This is a genomic window from Streptomyces kanamyceticus (assembly GCF_008704495.1).
Lineage (GTDB): Bacteria > Actinomycetota > Actinomycetes > Streptomycetales > Streptomycetaceae > Streptomyces > Streptomyces kanamyceticus.
In genome coordinates, this window is the sequence record NZ_CP023699.1 from 817701 (window position 1) to 836305 (window position 18605).

Here is an 18605-nt window from a genome sequence, read left to right on the forward strand (position 1 = left end):
CAAATACTCTGCCATATCTGAAAATCAACTACCAGCGCCATTTGACTCAATGCCATCTTATTACCGTCGCGAATGCGCCACATGGCGGGAAATCGGATTTACCCGCTCCACATACGTCGAAAGCTCATGCGTATTTGCCTGATGAGTGAAATCAACGCTCTTTCAGAAGGCGTCCGAGAAGCGGGGGAAACGACGGCAGGGGCGGCAGGGACACCAGTGACACCAGGGCCGGGTGCACGAATGGCGCGATCGGCATGCCCCCGCTCCGGACCGCATGACTGGTTCCCGCGCGTCGCGCCCGCCCCACTCCGGCCATCGCCCCGGTCTCCGGTCAGCTCGCGAAGGAGCCCGGGTCGCTGTCGTCGAGGGGGTTCTCGGACAGGTACGGGTCGTCGGGCACGAGGCCGTCGTCGGACTGGTCCGGCGCGTCGGGCACGGTCTCCGGGCCGATGTCCTCCGGACTCTCGTCGTGGGGCTGATCCTCCGGCTCCTGCGGCGGCACTTCGCTCGGCGGTGTCGTCGTCGGCGTGGGGCAGCCGGGCGGCGGCGGGGACGGGGGCTCCGTCGGAGTGCCGGTCACCGCGGAGGGCGTGGGGCAGTCGACCGACGAGGAGTCGGGGTCCGTGGGGTCGGTCTGGCCCGGATCTGTGCGGCCCGGATCGGTGCGGCCCGGATCGTTGGGCACGACGTTCTGGTCGGGCGTGCCCTGGTCCTGGTCGCCGCCCGAGTCCTTCGGAGTCGGGGTCGGGGTCTGCGTCGGGCTCACGGGCGGCTTCGCCCTGCGGTCCTCGTCGGCGTCCTCGTCCCCGATCTTCCGTTCGATCCAGGTGTTGTTGACGATGTTGACGATGGTGATGTTGGTGATCGGCCGCGGCGCCGGGGTCACCACGACGACACGGGTGGGCTGGTAACCGCCCCACGGCTGACCGTTGTGGCGCGGCGCGCCCTGGAACGCGACCGGCGGCTTCAGCGGGTTGCCGCACGCACAGCGCACCCGCGGCAGGCCCCGCTCGTCGACGAGGACGGCCGTGCCCGACTGCAGCACGGACTGGAAGCTGGTGGCCGAGCCGCCGCGGAAGCCGTGGTTGGTGACCCGGGTGTCGGCCCGCAGCACGACGGGCGTGAGCCCGCGCAGAAAGCCGGGAATCGCGGCCGCCTCGATGCCGGAGGCCTCGGCGAAGGCGCGGGCCTTGGCCTGGTCGGCGGTGAGGAAACGGATCTGCTGCCCGACGTCGCAGCTGCCGACGGCGTGGGTGCCGCCGTACAGGCCGGGGGTGCCGCCCGAGATCGAGCGGGTGCCCTGCGGGGTGGCGGAGCCGGTGGGCGAAGGCTGCGGCGAACGGGTGACGGGCGGCGGCGTCGCGGTGCTCTTCGCGGTGGAGTCGGTGAACGGGTCGGGGCCCTGAGCGGCGACGGGCTGCATGAACAGTTCACGCTCCCCGTCGGCGGCGTTCTTGTCGCCGTCACCGGCGCAGCCCGCGAGGCCCGCGACGCCTGCGACCGCTAGGGCCGTGGATATCGCGAAGGTCATCGCGTAGGTCCTGGTGGGCACGCGCACCGGGTTCTCCCGCCGTTGCCGGGGCATTTGTCCCTCATTGTCTGCGGGGCATCCGATCGTCCCGCAAGCCGAGCGGCCTCACCCAGCGTCACAATGGAGCCGTGGAGTGGTTCACCGCGGACGTGTACGACCTGAGCAGGCTGGTCTTCCAGCGGGCTCTCGCCGCGGTGTACCTCGTGGCGTTCCTGGGGGCGGCCCTGCAGTTCCGGCCGCTCATCGGGGAGCGCGGGATGCTGCCGGTGCCGCGGTACGTCGCGCGCGTGCCGTTCCGGCAGGCGCCGAGCCTGTTCCAGGTGCACTACTCGGACCGGTTCTTCGCGCTCTGCGCGTGGGCGGGCTGCGCGGTCGCGGCGGCGCTGCTCACGGGCGCGGACGGCCAACTGCCCCTGTGGGGCGCCATGGCGCTCTGGCTGGTCCCCTGGGCGCTCTACCTCTCCGTCGTGAACGTGGGACAGACCTGGTACGGCTTCGGCTGGGAGTCACTGCTCCTCGAGGTGGGCTTCCTCGCGATCTTCCTCGGCAACGACGAGGTCGCGCCGCCCGTCCTCGTCCTCTTCCTGCTGCGCTGGGTGCTCTTCCGCGTGGAGTTCGGCGCCGGGCTGATCAAGATGCGCGGCGACGCCTGCTGGCGCAGGCTCACCTGCCTCTACTTCCACCACGAGACACAGCCGATGCCCGGACCGCTGAGCCGGTTCTTCCACCAGCTCCCCCGGCCCGCGCACCGGATCGAGGTCGCGGCCAACCACGTCACCCAACTCGTCGTGCCCGTCCTGCTGTTCACCCCGCAGCCGGTGGCGACGGGCGCGGCCTGTCTGATGATCGCGACCCAGTTGTGGCTGGTGCTCTCCGGCAACTTCTCCTGGCTGAACTGGCTCACCATCGTCCTGGCCGTCTCCGCCCTCGACCTCTCCGCCTGGCACACGCCGCGCTCGTTCGCGCCCGCTCCGCTCTGGTACGAAGTGGTGGTCGGCTCCGTGACCGTGGCGCTCCTGGCGCTGAGCTACCGCCCGGTGCGCAATCTGCTGTCCCGGCGGCAGGTGATGAACACCTCCTTCGACCCGCTGCACCTGGTCAATTCCTACGGCGCGTTCGGCAGCGTCAGCCGGGTGCGCCAGGAGATCGTCATCGAGGGCACGGCCGATCCGGTGCCGCGCGAGGACTCCGACTGGCGCGCCTACGAGTTCAAGGGCAAGCCGGGCGACGTACGACGGTGGCCGCGCCAGTTCGCCCCCTACCACCTGCGGCTCGACTGGATGATGTGGTTCGCCGCGCTCTCCCCCGCGTACGCCAGGTCGTGGTTCGGCCCGCTGGTGGAACGCCTCCTGGACGGCGACCGGGACACCCTGAGGCTGTTGCACGCCAGCCCGTTCCCGCCCGACGCGCCGCCCGCGTACATCCGCGCACGGCTCTACCGCTACCGCTACACGACCTGGCGCGAGCTGCGCGAGACGGGTGCGCACTGGGAGCGGACGTACGTGCGTGACTATCTGGCGCCGACGCGGCTCTCCACACCTGCGCGGCGGCGCTGAGCGCTCCACGGGAAGACCGGCGCCGAACCCGCGGGCCGCGCGTGGCTGGTCGCGCCCACGCGGCGGAGCCGCATGTCGACACAGCCCCGCGCCCCTTTCGGGGCGCGCAACCGCACCGCACTTCGACACAGCCGCTTTGAACTACCGCCGGTGGATCACCACCGGTAGATGCGGCGGGCCGTGCCACCGAAGACCTCGGCACTCTCGCCCGAGTCGAGCGATCGCGTCAACTGCCGTGCCACATCCAGGACTTCACCGTACGACGCGGCGAGCGTGCTGACGGGCCAGTCGGAGCCGAACATCAGCCGCCGGGGGCCGAAGGCGTCCAGGGCGGTCTCCGCGTAAGGCCGCAGGTCGTCCACCGTCCACGTCTTGTGGTCCGCCTCGGTCACCAGACCGGACAGTTTGCCCACCGTGTTGGGGCGCGCGGCGAGCGTACGAAGCGCCGCGGCCCAGGGTTCGAGGGCTCCCGCAGCGATCGGCGGCTTGCCCAAGTGGTCGAGGACGAAGGTTAGTTCGGGCAGATCCGCTGCCACCCTGGCACAGGCGGGCAGCTGATGGGGCAGGACGACGAGGTCGTAGGCGAGCCCCGCGTCGGCCACGGCCGCGAGGCCCCTGCGGACGTCCGGGCGCAGCAGCCACTCGGGGTCGGGCTCGCCCTGGACCTGGTGGCGGATGCCCACCAGGTGCTGGCCGCCCGGGAGTTCACGGAACGCGGCCAAGGTCTCGGCGACGTCCGGGCGGGTGAGGTCGGTCCAGCCGACGACGCCCGCGACGAGCTCGCTGTCCGCCGCGAGCGCGAGGAACTCGGGCGTCTCCTCGGCGAAGGTGACCGTCTGGACGAGGATCGTGGCGGTGACGCCCGCCGCGCGCGCCTCGGGAGCGAGGTCGGCGAGGGTGAAAGTGCGCCGGATGGCCGCGAGTTCCTCGCCGGTGATCCACTCCTGGTCGCGTACGGAGAGGTCCCACACATGGTGATGGGCGTCCACCAGGCCGGTCACGGCAGCTCCCACACGACGGGAAGTCCGGCTTCGGACCCCTCGGCGGAGTAGTCGTGCACGACGTAGAGGAGCTCGGCCATGCGGGCCTGCCAGGCGATGTTGACCGGCAGCCGCTCCAGCTCGGAGAGCATGCGGCCGTAGTCCTCGCACTCCAAGACGTGGAAGAGGTCACTGCCGCTGCGCCAGATCGTCCAGGAGGTGGCGCCCGCGGCGCGGATCGCGGCGACGAGTTCGGCGGGCACCTCCCGGTGGGCGGCGTCGTACTCCTCGATCCGGTCGGCGCGGACCTTGGTGTGCAGGGCGACTCTCACGGGCGGTCCTCTCCCGGGACGGGCACATCGGCCGCGAGCAGCCCTGCCGCCCGCGCCTCCTGCCAGAAGTCGGCGGGTACGCGGGCCGCGAACTGCGCGGCGGCGTCGGTGACTTGCTCCGGTGCGTGGATGCCGACGAGAACGCTGGCGACGGCCGGATGGCCGAACGGGAACGCGAGGGCGGCCGCCCTCAGGGTGGTGCCGTGCCGCTCGGCGAGGGCCCGCAGGGCGCGGGCGCGCGCCAGGAGTTCGGCCGGTGCCTCGACGTAGTCGAAGCGCGCACCCGGCTTCGGGTCGGCGAGCAGACCGGAGTTGAAGACGCCGCCGATGACGACCGAGGCGCCCCGCTCGCTCGCGGCGGGCAGCAGTTCCGTGAGGGCCTGGTGGTCCAGGAGCGTGTAGCGACCCGCGCACAGCACCGCGTCGACGTCGGTGTCGCGGAGGAAGCGGGTGAGCATCTCGGCCTGGTTCATGCCCGCGCCTATCGCGCCGACGACGCCCTCGGAGCGCAGCTTCTCCAGGGCCGGATAGCCTTCGCGGAACGCCTCTTCGGCGTGGTTGTCGGGGTCGTGGAGGAAGACGACGTCGACGCGGTCGGTGCGCAGGCGGGTGAGGCTGGACTCGATGGAGCGGCGGATGCCGTCCGCGCTGAAGTCCCAGACCCTGCGGTGGGTGCGGGGCACCGCGAAGCCGCCGTCGGCGAGGTCGTCGCCGCTGACCTCGCCGACCGGTTCGAGTAGCCTCCCCACCTTCGTCGAGATCGTGTACGAGGACCGGTCGCGGCCGCTCAGCGCCTCGCCGATGCGGCGTTCGGAGAGGCCGAGTCCGTAGTGCGGGGCGGTGTCGAAGTAGCGGATGCCCGCGTCCCAGGCGTGCTCGACGGCGGTGGCCGCCTGCTCGTCGGTGATCGGCGAGTAGAGGTTGCCGATGCCGGCGGCGCCGAAGGACAGTTCGGTCACCTCGACGCCGCCGGGTCCCAGGGGGCGCCGCGCCAGGCCGCTCACCGGTCCGCCGGACGCAGGCGCAGGCCCTGCATGCCGCCGTCGACGGCGAGCGAGGTGCCGGTGGTGGCGCCGGAGAGCGGGCTCGCCAAGTAGGCGATGGCGCCCGCCACCTCATCGGCGCCGACCAGGCGTCCGGTGGGCTGGCGGGCCCGGAGCGCGGCCCGTTCGGCGGCGGGGTCGGGTGCCGCGTCCAGGAGACGGCCGACCCACGGGGTGTCCACGGTGCCGGGGTTCACGCAGTTGACCCGCACCCCTTCGCGTACGTGGTCGGCGGCCATCGCGAGGGTCAGCGAGAGCACCGCGCCCTTGGACGCCGAGTACAGGGCGCGCTGCGGCAGGCCCGCGGTCGCGGCGATGGAGCAGGTGTTGACGATCGCCGCGTGCGACGAGCCGCGCAGGTGGGGCAGGGCGGCGCGGGTGGTGCGGACGATGCCGAGGACGTTGACGTCGATGACCCGGTGCCACTGGGCGTCGTCGTTGTCCTCGACGGTGCCCTGGGCGCCGATGCCCGCGTTGTTGACCAGGACGTCGAGCCCGCCGAGGTCGGCGGTGGCGGCGGCGACCGCGGCCCGTACGGAGATGTCGTCGGCGACGTCGGCGGTGTATCCGCGCAGCGGCTTGTCGACGCCGCTCGGGTCGAGGTCGAGCACGGCGACCTGGGCGCCGCGCGCGGCGAGGAGCTCGGAGGTGGCCCGGCCGATGCCGGATGCGCCACCGGTTACCAGGGCCTTGAGCCCTTCGAAGTCCGTCATGCGGCTGCTCCCTTGTCCGAAGCGAGGTCGGCGGCCCAGAACGAGCCGCCCGGATAGGTGAATTCGGCGATCGACTCCGGGCGCATGGTGGCCGAGAAGCCCGGCGCGGTCGGGGCCGTGTAGTGGCCCGCGCGCATCACGACGGGGTCGATGAAGTGCTGGTGCAGGTGGTCGACGTACTCGATGACGCGGTTCTCGGTCGTCCCCGAGAGCGCGACGTAGTCGAACATCGACAGGTGCTGGACGAGTTCGCACAGGCCGACGCCGCCCGCGTGCGGGCAGACGGGGACGCCGAACTTCGCCGCGAGCAGCAGGATCGCGAGGTTCTCGTTGACACCGCCGACGCGCGCCGCGTCGATCTGCAGGATGTCGATGGCGCCCGCTTGGAGGAGCTGCTTGAAGACGATGCGGTTCTGCACGTGTTCGCCGGTGGCGACCTTGACCGGGGCCACGCCCGTGCGGATCGCGGCGTGCCCGAGTACGTCGTCGGGGCTGGTCGGCTCCTCGACCCAGTAGGGGTCGAACTCGGCGAGCGCGCGCGTCCATTCGACGGCCTCGCCGACGTTCCAGCGCTGGTTGGCGTCGATCGCCATGCGGATGCCGGGGCCGATGGCGCCGCGTGCGGTGCGGCAGCGCCGGATGTCGTCGGCGAGGTCGGCGCCGACCTTCAGCTTGATCTGGGTGAATCCGTCGGCGACGGCCTGCCGGGCGAGGCGAGTGAGCTTCTCGTCGCTGTAGCCGAGCCAGCCCGGCGAGGTGGTGTAGCCGGGGAAGCCGCGCTCGCGGAGGGTGGCCGCGCGCCCCGCCGCCCCCTCGCGTCCGGCCCGCAGCAGGCCGACGGCCTCCTCGGGGGTGAGCGCGTCGGCGATGTAGCGGAAGTCGACCTGGGAGACGAGCCACTCGGGCGTGGCGTCGGTGAGGAGCTGCCAGAGCGGCTTGCGGGCGCGCTTGGCCGCCAGGTCCCAGACGGCGTTGACGACCGCGCCGATCGCCATGTGCATCACGCCCTTCTCGGGGCCGAGCCAGCGCAGCTGGCTGTCGCCGATCAGGTCGCGGTTGACGGTGCCGGGGTCGGCGCAGAGCTCGTCGACCCGGCGGCCGACGACGTGGTGGCGCAGGGCCTGGATCGCGGCGACCTGGACGTCGTTGCCGCGTCCGATGGTGAAGGTGAAGCCGTGCCCCTCCAGGCCGTCGTCCGCGTCGGTGCGGAGCACCACGTAGGCGGCGGAGTAGTCGGGGTCCGGGTTCATCGCGTCGGACCCGTCGAGCTCCCGTGAGGTCGGGAACCGTATGTCGTAGGTGTCGACCGCGGTGACGCGGGTGGGAGTCGGGGACACAGGAGGCCTTTCCGGAAAGGGGCGGGGGCGCTGGGAACCGGCTCGCGGTCAGTCCTGTGCGCGGCCCGTGGTGACGCGCGCGATCATCAGGGCGACCAGGATGATTCCGCCGTAGATGGCCTGGATCCAGAAGGACGGCACCTGGGCGAGGGTGAGCAGGTTCTGTACGACGCCGAGCAGCAGCACACCGGTCAGGGCGCCGAACATGGTGCCCTTGCCGCCGTCGAGGCTGATGCCGCCGATGACGGCGGCGGCGAACACGGTGAAGATCATGTTCTGGCCCTGGTTGGCGTTGATCGCGCCCACGTAGCCGGTCTGCATGAGTCCGCCGACCGCGGCGAGGGCGCCCGCCACGACGAACACGCCGAGCATGACGCGCTCCACGCGGATGCCCGCGGCGCGGGCCGCGTCCGGGTTGCCGCCGATCGCGTACAGGGCGCGGCCGACGCGGTGGTACTTGAGCACGAAGCCCGCGATGCCGAAGGCGGCCGCCGCGAGCCACACGGAGAGCGGGATGGTCAGGAAGGTGGTCGTGGCGAGGCTGTAGAAGGCGTCGGGCATGCCGAAGAGGGTCTTGCCCTCGGTGGCGCCGACGAGCAGTCCGCGCAGCACGATCAGCATGGCCAGGGTCACGATGAACGCGTTGAGCTTGAGCTTCACCACGAGGATGCCGTTGAAGGCGCCGATGGCCGCGCCGACGAGCAGGATCGCGATGATGCCGACGGCGGCGGGCAGGTCCGTGCCGAAACCCGCCTGGGCCGCGGGCAGGACCAGGAGCGCGCCGACGGCGGGCGCGATGCCGACGACGGACTCCAGGGACAGGTCGAACTTGCCGGTGATCAGGACGAGCGACTCGGCGAGCACGACCATCGCGAGGGCGGCGGATGCGCCGAGGATGGAGATGAGGTTGCGCTCGGTGAGGAACGAGTCGTTCACCAGGGTGCCGAGGAGCATGAGGAGCAACAGGGCTGGTACCAGTGCCAGTTCGCGTGCGCGGCGTAGCAGTACCGTTTTCGCCGTCCCTGAGTCCCGCTCTTGTCGCACGGGGGGCGTGGTCGTTTCGACTGTCGACGGGGCCTTGATGTCAGCCACGGTTGTCTCCTTGTTCTTTGGCTGCGGGCCCGTTGTGGCTTGTCGCGCCGTTCCCCGCGCCCCTTACGGGGCCCACACCCTCGATTGACGCGACGAGGTCGTGGTCCCTGAAACCCGCCTCGTGTTCCGCCACGATCCGGCCGTGGAAGAGGACCAGTACGCGGTCGCAGCGGCGCAGGTCGTCCAGTTCGTCGGAGACGACCAGGACCGCGGTGCCGTCCTGGCGGGCGTTGTCCATGCGGGCCAGCAGGGATTCCTTGGACTTCACGTCGACGCCAGCCGTGGGGTTGATGAGGACGAGCAGGCGGGGTTCGGAGGCGAGCGCGCGGGCCATGACGACCTTCTGCGCGTTGCCGCCGGAGAGGTCCGAGACGGGCTGGTCGGGGCCCTCGGCGTGGATGTCGAGGCGTTCGATCAGCTCGTCGGCGAACCGCCGCTTGCTGTCGGTGGCGACGAAGCCGTACCTGCCGAGGCGGTCCAGGACGCTCATCGTGGCGTTGTCGCCGATGGACATCCCGAAGACGAGGCCCTGGTCGTGCCGGTCGCGCGGCACGCAGCCGACCCCGGCGCGCAGCGCGGCGGTGACGTCGCCGAACGGCAGTTGCTCGCCGCCCAGCCGGGCGGTGCCGCCGGTCGGCCTGTGCAGTCCCGCGAAGCTCTCCGCGAGGTTGATCTTGCCGCTGCCGCTGGATCCGGCGAGGCCGACGACCTCGCCCTTGCGCACGGTCAGGTCGATGTCGGCGTACGACTCGCCGGTCAGGCCCTTGACGTCGAGCATGACCGGGGCGTCGGCGGGCACCTCGGCGCGGGCCACCGCCCGTTCGGCCTCGGCCTGTTCGGTGATGACCTCGCCCGCCATGGCCGCCACCAGGGCGCCGCGCGGCAGTTCGGCCACGGGGGCGCTGGTGATCCAGCGGGCGTCGCGCAGGACGGTGACCGTCTGGCACACCTCGTACACCTCTTGGAGGTGGTGCGAGATGAACAGGAAGGTGACGCCGGACTCCTGGAGGGCGCGCATACGTGTGAAGAGCCGCTCGATCTCGCGGTTGTCGAGCTGGGCGGTCGGCTCGTCGAGGACGATGAACCGCGCGCCGAAGCTCAACGCCCGGGCGATCTCCACCATTTGGCGGTCCTCGACCTTGAGCTCGGCGGTGCGCGCGTCGGGGTCGACGTGCACGTCCCAGGTGTCGAGGAGCTCAGCCGCCTGGGTGCGCAGCCTGCGCCAGCTGATGAAACCTCCCCGGCCTTCCGGCTGCCGGTTGATGAAGAGGTTCTCCGCGACGGTCAGCTCGGGGACGACGGTGGGCTTCTGGTAGACGCAGGCCACCTTGCGGCGCCAGGCGTCGCGGTCGCCGAGCGGCGGCGCGGGCTCGCCGTCGAAGAGGACGGTGCCCGCGTCCGGCGCCTGGAGTCCGGTGAGGATGGTGACGAGGGTGGACTTGCCCGCGCCGTTGCGGCCGACGAGGGCGTGGGACTCGCCGGGCAGGACGGTGAGGTGGCCGTCCTGGAGAGCGACGGTGGGTCCGTACCGTTTGACGATGCCGGACGCCTCGACGAGCGGGGTTGCGGCGGCCGAATCCATGGCGGGCTTGGTCATCGGCTCACTCATTTGACCGCGTTGCCCCACAGCTTGGCGTCGTCGACGTTCTCCTTGGTGACCAGCGGTGCGGGCAGCTGGTCCTCGAGGATGCCGCTGGGCAGCTTGACGATCTCGGAGTCGTGGTCGGTCGGTCCCGGCTTGAACTTCTTCCCGTTCATCGCGGCCTTGATGTAGTACATGCCGTACTTGGCGTAGGCGTCGGCGGGCTGCGAGACGGTGGCGTCGATCTGGCCCTTGCGGATCGCGTCGAACTCCTGCGGGATGCCGTCGTTGGAGACGACGGTGATGTGCCCCTTCTCCCCCGCCTTCTTCAGCATTCCCTTCGACTTGAGGGTCTGCAGGGTGGGCGCGAGGTAGACGCCGCCCGCCTGCATGTAGATGCCCTTGATGTCGGGGTCGGAGTTGAGGAGCGTGTCGAGCTTGGAGGCGGCCGTGTCCGACTCCCACTTGGCGGGGATCTCCAGGGCCTTCAGCTTCGGGTACTTCTTCTTCACGCAGTCGCGGAACGCCTTGGAGCGCTCGCGGCCGTTGACGGACGCCAGGTCACCCATGATCTGCACGACCTTGCCGGTCTTGACCTGCTTGCCGAGGTAGTCACAGGCCTTCTCGCCGTACGCGACGTTGTTCGCGCGTACGACCATGGCGACCTTGCCCTGCTCGGGCGCGACGTCGACGGCGACCACGGGCACGCCCTTGCGCTCGGCCTGGTCGAGTCCGGCGGATATCGCGGCGCTGTCGAGCGGGGCGACGACGAGGCCCTTCACGTCCTGGTTCAGCTGGTTGTTGATGTCCGTGATCTGCTGAGAGGGGTCGCTGTTGGAGTTGACGGTCTTCATCGCGTCGACGTCCTCGGACTTCGCCATCTTCGGCACGTAGTCGTTGTAGGACTGCCAGAACGGCGAGGTCAGCAGGGGCAGGATCACACCGACCTTGCCCTCGCCGCCCCCGCCGCCGGACGACGCGGTGTCCTTCGTACTGCCGCACGCGGTGAGCGCGAGGGACGCGCAGGCGGCCACGGCCGCGGCCCGCACCGCCCGCGAAGTCCCCATCCTGCCGGGCCTGTTGCGCACTTTCCTGCCAGCCATCTGACGGCTCCTCATCGAGGGAGATCGAACGGGATCGGGAGGTGGTCGAGTGGTTTCCAGGACCCGATGACGCGAATATTTATCAGACCACTTGCCCCCCACAACACCCCTCGGCGTCAACTTTTCCCGGTTTCCGGCCGTAGTGGTCGGACCACATCTCTGACTAGACTGCGGCGCACCCGGCTAGTGGAGGAGCGTTACGTGGACCAGCCAGACCAGTCCGCCCCGCAGAAGGGCACCGTGACGCAGCGGGCCATCGAGCAGATCAAGGCGATGATCGGCGAGGGTCGCCTTGAGCCGGGGCAACGCCTGCCCACGGAGCGGGACTTGGCCGTCCAGCTGGGCATCTCGCGCAGCTCGATGCGCGAGGCGATCCGCGCGCTGACGGTGCTCGGCGTCCTGGAGGCGCGGCACGGCTCGGGCATCTACGTGACGCAGTTGGAGGCCGGGGACCTCCTGGAGACCTTCGGGGTGGTGGCGGACCTGTCCAGGGGGCCGCAGCTCGTGGAACTGCTCGAAGTGCGGCGGGTCCTGGAGTCGACGGCCACCGCGCTGGCCGCCGCACGCATCTCGTCGGACCAACTGGCCGATGTCGAGAAGCACTTGGAAGCGATGAGCGCCACCGACGACCCGGAGGAGATCCTCTCCCACGACCTCGCGTTCCACCGCACGATCGCGTTCGCCGCGGGCAACGACACGATGGCCGCGATCCTGGAGGGCCTCTCCTCGCGCACGTTCCGTGCCCGGGTGTGGCGCGGCTACCAGGAGGAGGGCGCCTTCGAACGCACCCGCCGCGAACACGCCCGCATCCACCGGGCCCTGGTCGCCCGCGACCCGGAGGCGGCACGGGCCGCGGCCGCGGCGCACGTCGGCGAGGTGGAGGAGTGGCTGCGGGCGCAGTTGGACGGGTAGGGCCCTACGGGTGGGACCCCACGCGCAAGGCCCCCGGCGCCGTGGCACCGGGGGCCCCATATCCGCCGCGAGAGGCAGGCGTCAGCTCCTGCTGAACCGCAGCGTGACCAGCTCGAACGGGCGGAGTGTCAGCGACACCGCGCCGTCCGCGAGCTCCGGAGCCGCCGCGTCGGCCAGCGGACGCTCCAGGAGGTCGGTCACCGCGACCGAACCTGCCGAGAAGCCCGCCGCCAGCGTGGTCTTCGCTCTGCCGCCGCGCGACTCGTGGAAGCGCACGACCACGTCACCGCTGCCGTCGTCGGCGAGCTTGACCGCGGTGACGACCACGGCGTCGTTGTCGACCGTGACCAGCGGCGCGACGTCCGAGCCGCCGCTCACCCGGCGCTCGGGCAGGTTGATGCGGTAGCCCTCGCGCACCGCGTCGCCGATCGCCGCGCCCGGCACGAGCGCGTGCCGGAAGCGGTGCACGCCCTGGTCGGTCTCGGGGTCGGGGAAGCGCGGGGCGCGAAGGAGGGAGACCCGGACCGTGGTGGTCGTGCCGGAGTCCTCGGCGCGGACCGCGCGGGTCACGTCATGGCCGTACGTCGAGTCGTTGACCAGGGCGACGCCCCAGCCCGGCTCCTCCATGTGCACGAAGCGGTGGTTGCACGCCTCGAACTTGGCGGCCTCCCAGCTCGTGTTGGTGTGGGTGGCCCGGTAGAAGTGTCCGAACTGGGTCTCCGACGCGTACCGCTCCGCGTGGATGTCCAGCGGGAAGGACAGCTTGAGGAACTTCTCGGTCTCGTGCCAGTCCACCTCGGTGTCGATGTCGAGCCGCTGGACGCCGGGCTCCAGGGAGAGGACCTGGGTCAGGCGCGAGGCGCCGAAGGTGCGCACGATGCGGACCGACGCGCCCTCGCCGGGCTCGACCTCGTCGGCATCGGTGAGATCGGTGACGGTGTTGCGGTAGAACTCGTCCACGTCCCAGGCGTCCCACATGTTGGGGAAGTCGGCGTGCAGCTGCGGCAGGTTCGCCGCCCCGCCGGGGGCGACCGTCTCCCGGTCGGCCACCAGGTCGTACGCGGAGACGACCAGGCCGCGCGCGTCGACCTCGACCCGCAGCAGACCGTTGTCCAGGACGAAGCCGCCGTCGGCGCGCGAGGCGATCGCGGACTGTCCGTCGATCGCGGCGGGGCGGGCGCCGCCCGCGGGCACGCCGTCACGGGTGTGCGGAGCGGAGTTGAAGACCAGGGAGCCGCTCCCCTCACCGGCCAGCGCGCGCTGCGCCTTGTCGATGATGCCGGTCAGCTCCTGCGCGAGCGCCGCGTACGTCGCGCGAGCCTCGCGGTGCACCCAGGCGATGGACGAGCCGGGCAGGATGTCGTGGAACTGGTGGAGCAGCACCGTCTTCCAGATGCGGTCCAACTGCTCGTAGGGGTAGGCGAACTCGGCGGAGCGGACGGCGGCCGTCGCGGCCCACAGCTCCGCCTCGCGGAGCAGGTGCTCGCTGCGCCGGTTGCCCTGCTTGGTGCCCGCCTGGCTGGTGAGGGTCGCGCGGTGCAGCTCCAGGTAGAGCTCGCCGACCCAGACCGGCGGGTTGGGGTACTCGGCCTCGGCCTTCTCGAAGAACTCCGCGGGCGTCTCCCACTGGACGGTCGCCGAGCCTTCGAGGTCCTTCAGGCGCCCCGCCTTGGCGATCATCTCGCGGGTGGTGCCGCCGCCTCCGTCGCCCCATCCGGTGGGCGCCAGGGAGTGCCGGGCGACGCCCTTGTCCTTGAAGTTCTTCGCCGCGTGGGCGATCTCGCTGCCCTTCATCGAGCAGTTGTAGGTGTCGACGGGCGGGAAGTGCGTGAAGATACGTGTGCCGTCGATGCCTTCCCAGTTGAAGGTGTGGTGCGGGAAGCGGTTGGTCTGCGACCACGAGATCTTCTGCGTGAGCAGCCACTTGGCGCCCGCCGCCTTGATGATCTGCGGCAGGCCCGCGGCGAAGCCGAAGGTGTCGGGCAGCCACGCCTCGTCGTTCTCCACGCCGAACTCGTCGATGAAGAACCGCTTGCCGTGCACGAACTGACGGGCCATCGCCTCCGAGCCCGGCATGTTCGTGTCCGACTCGACCCACATGCCGCCGGTGGGCACGAACCGCCCGTCGGCGACGGCCTTCTTGACCTTCGCCCACACCTCGGGCCTGTGCTCCTTGATCCACGCCCACTGCTGCGCCTGGGACATGGCGAACACGAAGTCGGGCTCGTCCTCCAGGAGCGCGGTCATGTTGGAGGTCGTCCGCGCCACCTTGCGCACGGTCTCGCGCAGCGGCCACAGCCACGCGGAGTCGATGTGCGCGTGCCCGACGGCGCTGATCCGGTGCGCGGAGGGCTCGGCGGGGGTGGCGAGCACCCCTTCAAGGCGCGCCCGCGCGGCGGCGGCGGAACCGTTCACGTCCTGCAGGTCGACGGCGTCGAGCGCACGGCCGACCGCGCGCACGATGTCGTAACGCCGCCCGGAGTTCTCGGGCAGCTCCCGCATCAGCTCGCCGAGGACTTCGAGGTCGATGACGAGCTGCCACACCGTCTCGTCGAAGACGGCCAGGTCCATGCGCTCCAGGGTGTACTGGGGCTCGCTGCCCGCGGTCTCCTTGTCGCCCAGCTGGGTGGGCAGGAAGGGGTGGTAGTCGAGGATGACGGGGTTGGACGCGCCCTCGATGTGCAGCCGCACCTCCTCGCCGCCCTCGGCGGGGGCGGCGACGCGCACCCACTGGTTGCGCGGGTTGAGGCCCTTCACCGGGGTGCCGTCCGGGCGGTAGACGAGGCCCTCGCACTGGAAGCCGGGCATGTTCTCGTCGAAGCCGAGGTCGAGTATCGCCTCGACGGTCTTCCCCGCCCACTCCTTCGGCACGGTCCCCGTCACCCGGAACCAGCTGGTGCCCCAGGGCGCGCCCCACTTCTCCCCGACGGCGGTCGGCGAGACCTCGGCGGCGAGCCCTTCGGCCACCGGCACGGGTTCGCCCGGCGCGTTCCACACGGCGACGTCGAGCGGCACGGACGCGGGATACACGGCGGGCCTGATGCGCTCGTCCAGAACGCGCTTGAGGCGGGCTTCGACCAGGGTGCGGTCGTCATGCATGGGGTCTCCCAGGTAAGTGTCGTTCCATACGTGTCAGGCTGAGATTCAGCACACGCCGGGCTGAAATTCAGCCCCTCCGGCGTTTGAGGAGCGGGGTCCGGGGCGGAGCCCCGCGCGAGGGGGCGCCTACCCGACGTCCCCCGGCAGCACCACTTCGCCGATGCCCCGCGCAGCGAGCTGCTCCGCGTCAGCGGCCCGGCTCGCCAGGACGGCCGTCGGCCGGACCCCGTCCGCCACAAGGCGGGCGAACGCCTCGAAGACCACCCCTCCGGGGGCACACTCGGAGCGTCGCGACATCGCGTCGTCCACGACCACCGCGGTCGTCCGTGGCGCGGGCTCGTACGACCGCCCCCGCCGCTCCTCGACGACGCGCGCGATCGCCGCCCCCGCGGGCTTCACCGCACCGGCGTTGGTCAACAGACCTAGGCTGTACTCCAGTTCCGGGAAGTCCGCGAGGTCACGCGAGACGTCGTGGGAGCACCACCACGTCACACCCCACACGTCCTGGCAGTCGAGTGCCGCCTCGATCGTCGACTCGGTGAACTCGGCCGCGTGCTCGGCGGGGATCAGCGGCGCGGGCGCCCCGACCTCCTGGAGCCAGACGGGGCGCCGGGGGTCGTCCGCCCACGCCTTGGAGAGCTCGATCATGTACGCGGCGTGGGCGCGGGTGGCCACGCCGGTGCGGCCGTGCCGCTGCGCCGTGCCGTTGAACACCCACGAGTGCACGGCGGTGACCGCGCCGAGCCGCGCGGCCTGCGCCGGGGTGAAGGGCTGGTCGTCCTGGTACCAGGCCGCGTCGTACTCGGCGTGCAGGTGCAGCTTGCCGGGAGCGCCCTGCTCACACGCGGCGAGTACGGTGCGCAGCCAGCTCTCCGCCTGCTCCTCGGTGATGCGGTCGGGGTCGGGGTGCGGGCCCGCCGAGAACTGGTTGATCTCGTTGCCGATGGTCATGCCGATGAAGTTCGGCCGGTCGGCGAGGGCCGCGGCGAGCGTACGCAGGTACTCGGCCTGCCCCGACACCACGTCGGGGTCGCTGAAGATGTTCCGCCGGTGCCAGGTCTGGGTCCACGCGGGCAGGAAGTCGAAGCTGGACAGGTGCCCCTGGAGGCCGTCCACGTTGACGTCGAGGCCGCGTTCGGCGGCGGCGTCGGCGAGGGCGACCAGCTGCTCGACGGCGCGGGGGCGGATCAGGGTGCGGTTGGGCTGGAAGTACGGCCAGATCGGGAAGACCCGGATGTGGTCGAGGCCGAGCGCGGCGATGGCGTCGAGATCGGTCCGTACGGCGTCGATGTCGAAGTCGAGCCAGTGGTGGAACCACCCTTGGCTGGGGGTGTAGTTGGCGCCGAAGCGCGGCGTGCCCGAAGGCGGTGCGGAGGAGAGCAAGGCGGATCCTGGTTCTGGGGAATTGAGGGGGCGCGGTCGGCCGTGGGGGCGGGACTCAGCCCTTGACCGCGCCCTCGCCGACGCCGCGGAAGAAGTACCGCTGGAGGCAGGCGAACAGGACGATCAGCGGGAGCACGGCGATGACCGTGCCCGCGGCGACGAGCCGTTCGTCGTTGGCGAAGGTGCCGTGCAGGTAGTTCAGGCCGATGGTCAGCGTGAAGCGGTCCGGGTCGCTGAGCACGATCAGGGGCCACAGGAAGTCGTCCCAGGCGCCCATGAAGGCGAAGATCGCGACGACCGCGAGGGTGCCCTTGACCGCGGGCAGCGCGATGCGCAGGAACCGCTGCCACACGTTCGCGCCGTCCACGAACGCGGCTTCCTCGATCTCGTAGGGCACGTTGAGGAAGGCGTTGCGCATCAGCAGGACGTTGAGCGCGGAGACGCAGCCGGGCAGCAGCACACCGATGAGGGTGTTGTTGAGGCCGAGCTCACGCATGGTGGTGAACTGGGCGATGATGATGCCCTCGACGGGCACCAGCATGGCCAGGATGAAGACGATCGTGGCCGCCTTGCGGCCGCGGTAGCGGAGCCGCGCCAGGGCGTAGCCCGCCAGGGTGGCGCCCACGCAGTTGGTGACGACGTTGGCGGCGGCCACCTTCAGGGAGTTGAACGCGTAGTCCCACACGGGGATGGTGTCGGCGACCCGCTCGTAGTTGTGGAAGGTCGGGTCGGAGGGCAGGAACTTCGGCGGGGAGCTGAAGATGTTCTCGTGCGGGCCCTTCAGGGACGTGGACAGCTGCCACAGGAAGGGCCCGATCATCAGCGCGAGGACGGCGAGCAGCAGTCCGTAGCGCAGGACGATCTCCCACACCGGCATCCGGCGGCCGTTCTCGTCGGTGACGCGCGGTCGGCGTCGGGGCTTGCTGTCCGCCGTGTTCTCGGTGGTCTCGGTGGCGCTCACGCGTCCTCCTTCCGGTCCGCCCGCAGCACGAGCAGCATCAGTGCGACGGTGACGACGAAGACGACGACCGAGATGGCCGACGCGTAGCCGACCCGTCCGGTCAGGCCGGTGCCGACGCGCTGCACCAGCATCACGAGCGTGGTGTCCTCGCCCGCGGGGCCGCCGGCGGGGCCCGCCATCAGGTAGACCTCGGAGAACACCTTGAAGGCGGCGACCGAGGAGAGCGCGCCGACCAGGACCATGGTGGAGCGCACGGCGGGCACGGTGACGGTGATGAAGCGGCGGAACGCTCCGGCGCCGTCGACCGCGGCCGCCTCGTGGAGCTCGCGCGGCACGTTGGCGAGCGCCGCGAGATAAATGATCATGTAGTAGCCGAGGCCCTTCCAGACCGTGACGGCCATGGCGCTGAACAGGAGCAGCCACTGGTCGCTGAGGAAGCCGACCTTCCCGACGCCCACGGCCTCGAGCACGGCGTTGACCAGGCCGCGTTCGTCGAGCATCCACACCCAGATCAGGCCGACGACCACGATGGAGGCGACCACCGGGGTGTAGAAGGCGGACCGGAAGAAGGTGATGCCGGGGATGTGCTTCTGGACGAGCATCGCGAGCAGCAGGGGCAGCAGTACGAGCGCGGGGACGACCACGAGGACGTACAGCGTGCTGTTGCGCAGGCCGATCCAGAACATGTCGTCGTGCAGCAGCTCCGAGAAGTTGGCGAAGCCCACGTACTCGCCGGGGATCAGCGTCCGCTTGTCGGTGAAGGCGTTGTTCAGCGTGCTGATGAACGGATAGAGGATGAATACGGCGACGATGACGAGCCCGGGGGCGGCGAACAGCCAGGGGCTCGTGGGCAGTTGACGCCGGACCCGAGCACCCCGCGCGCCGCGGCGGGTGCCGTCGGGCAGCTCTTTGAGGGCGGGGCCCGCGGTACTGATGTCGGACGATGTCGCCTTGGCGGCGGTGGGACTCTTCATGGCTGGC

Annotated in this window: 15 protein-coding genes; 2 read left to right on the forward strand and 13 right to left on the reverse strand. The window is 70.8% G+C overall.

Going from position 1 to position 18605, the window contains the following annotated elements; all coding sequences use genetic code 11:
• Nucleotides 1-331: 331 nt before the first annotated feature.
• Entirely contained in the window at nt 332-1585 is a 1254-nt protein-coding gene (locus CP970_RS03110) for a DUF6777 domain-containing protein (protein ID WP_224058190.1), read from the reverse strand.
• Between the two features lie 74 nt (nt 1586-1659).
• On the opposite strand from CP970_RS03110, the gene CP970_RS03115 reads away from it, so the two are divergent.
• The gene (locus CP970_RS03115; RefSeq protein ID WP_055545064.1) at nt 1660-3087 is read left to right on the forward strand and encodes a lipase maturation factor family protein; all 1428 of its coding nucleotides are present in this window, start codon (nt 1660-1662) and stop codon (nt 3085-3087) included.
• Nucleotides 3088-3242: 155 nt separating this feature from the next.
• Here CP970_RS03115 and CP970_RS03120 read toward each other — a convergent pair whose 3' ends face one another.
• The 8 genes from CP970_RS03120 to CP970_RS03155 are packed head-to-tail and all read right to left on the reverse strand — an operon-like array spanning nt 3243 to nt 11269.
• A complete protein-coding gene (locus tag CP970_RS03120) occupies nt 3243-4088 on the reverse strand; it encodes an amidohydrolase family protein (protein WP_055545065.1) in 846 nt (281 codons plus the stop codon).
• Entirely contained in the window at nt 4085-4399 is a 315-nt protein-coding gene (locus tag CP970_RS03125; RefSeq protein ID WP_055545066.1) for an L-rhamnose mutarotase, read from the reverse strand. Before CP970_RS03125 ends, CP970_RS03120 begins: the two co-directional genes overlap by 4 nt.
• Nucleotides 4396-5403, reverse strand: a complete 1008-nt coding sequence (locus CP970_RS03130) for an aldo/keto reductase (RefSeq protein WP_055545067.1) — start codon at nt 5401-5403, stop codon at nt 4396-4398. Before CP970_RS03130 ends, CP970_RS03125 begins: the two co-directional genes overlap by 4 nt.
• A complete protein-coding gene (locus CP970_RS03135; RefSeq protein WP_055545068.1) occupies nt 5400-6155 on the reverse strand; it encodes an SDR family NAD(P)-dependent oxidoreductase in 756 nt (251 codons plus the stop codon). The genes CP970_RS03130 and CP970_RS03135 overlap by 4 nt, the downstream gene beginning before the upstream one ends.
• Nucleotides 6152-7492: an L-fuconate dehydratase gene (locus CP970_RS03140; protein ID WP_055545069.1), complete on the reverse strand. Its 1341-nt coding sequence runs from the start codon at nt 7490-7492 to the stop codon at nt 6152-6154. Before CP970_RS03140 ends, CP970_RS03135 begins: the two co-directional genes overlap by 4 nt.
• A gap of 48 nt (nt 7493-7540) precedes the next feature.
• The gene (locus CP970_RS03145; RefSeq protein WP_398654496.1) at nt 7541-8584 is read right to left on the reverse strand and encodes an ABC transporter permease; all 1044 of its coding nucleotides are present in this window, start codon (nt 8582-8584) and stop codon (nt 7541-7543) included.
• Nucleotides 8577-10181, reverse strand: coding sequence for a sugar ABC transporter ATP-binding protein (locus tag CP970_RS03150; RefSeq protein WP_055545070.1), 1605 nt, complete (start codon nt 10179-10181; stop codon nt 8577-8579). The genes CP970_RS03145 and CP970_RS03150 overlap by 8 nt, the downstream gene beginning before the upstream one ends.
• Nucleotides 10182-10189: 8 nt before the next feature.
• Nucleotides 10190-11269: a sugar ABC transporter substrate-binding protein gene (locus tag CP970_RS03155; protein ID WP_055545071.1), complete on the reverse strand. Its 1080-nt coding sequence runs from the start codon at nt 11267-11269 to the stop codon at nt 10190-10192.
• Between the two features lie 201 nt (nt 11270-11470).
• Between CP970_RS03155 and CP970_RS03160 the strand changes: the two genes are divergently transcribed.
• Entirely contained in the window at nt 11471-12181 is a 711-nt protein-coding gene (locus CP970_RS03160; RefSeq protein WP_055545072.1) for a FadR/GntR family transcriptional regulator, read from the forward strand.
• 81 nt (nt 12182-12262) lie between these two features.
• On the opposite strand, the gene CP970_RS03165 is transcribed toward CP970_RS03160, so the two are convergent.
• From CP970_RS03165 to CP970_RS03180, 4 genes are all read right to left on the reverse strand, one after another.
• Nucleotides 12263-15280 carry an alpha-mannosidase gene (locus CP970_RS03165; protein ID WP_055545073.1) on the reverse strand — a complete coding sequence of 1006 codons (3018 nt, stop codon included), beginning with the start codon at nt 15278-15280 and terminating at the stop codon, nt 12263-12265.
• Nucleotides 15281-15406: 126 nt separating this feature from the next.
• On the reverse strand, nt 15407-16663 hold the full coding sequence (locus tag CP970_RS03170) for a glycoside hydrolase 5 family protein (RefSeq protein ID WP_055545074.1): 1257 nt from the start codon (nt 16661-16663) through the stop codon (nt 15407-15409).
• Nucleotides 16664-16718: 55 nt separating this feature from the next.
• Nucleotides 16719-17540 (reverse strand): carbohydrate ABC transporter permease, encoded by an 822-nt coding sequence (locus CP970_RS03175; protein WP_224059148.1) that lies wholly within the window; start codon nt 17538-17540, stop codon nt 16719-16721.
• 80 nt (nt 17541-17620) lie between these two features.
• Entirely contained in the window at nt 17621-18598 is a 978-nt protein-coding gene (locus CP970_RS03180) for a carbohydrate ABC transporter permease (RefSeq protein ID WP_079043294.1), read from the reverse strand.
• Nucleotides 18599-18605 lie beyond the last annotated feature (7 nt).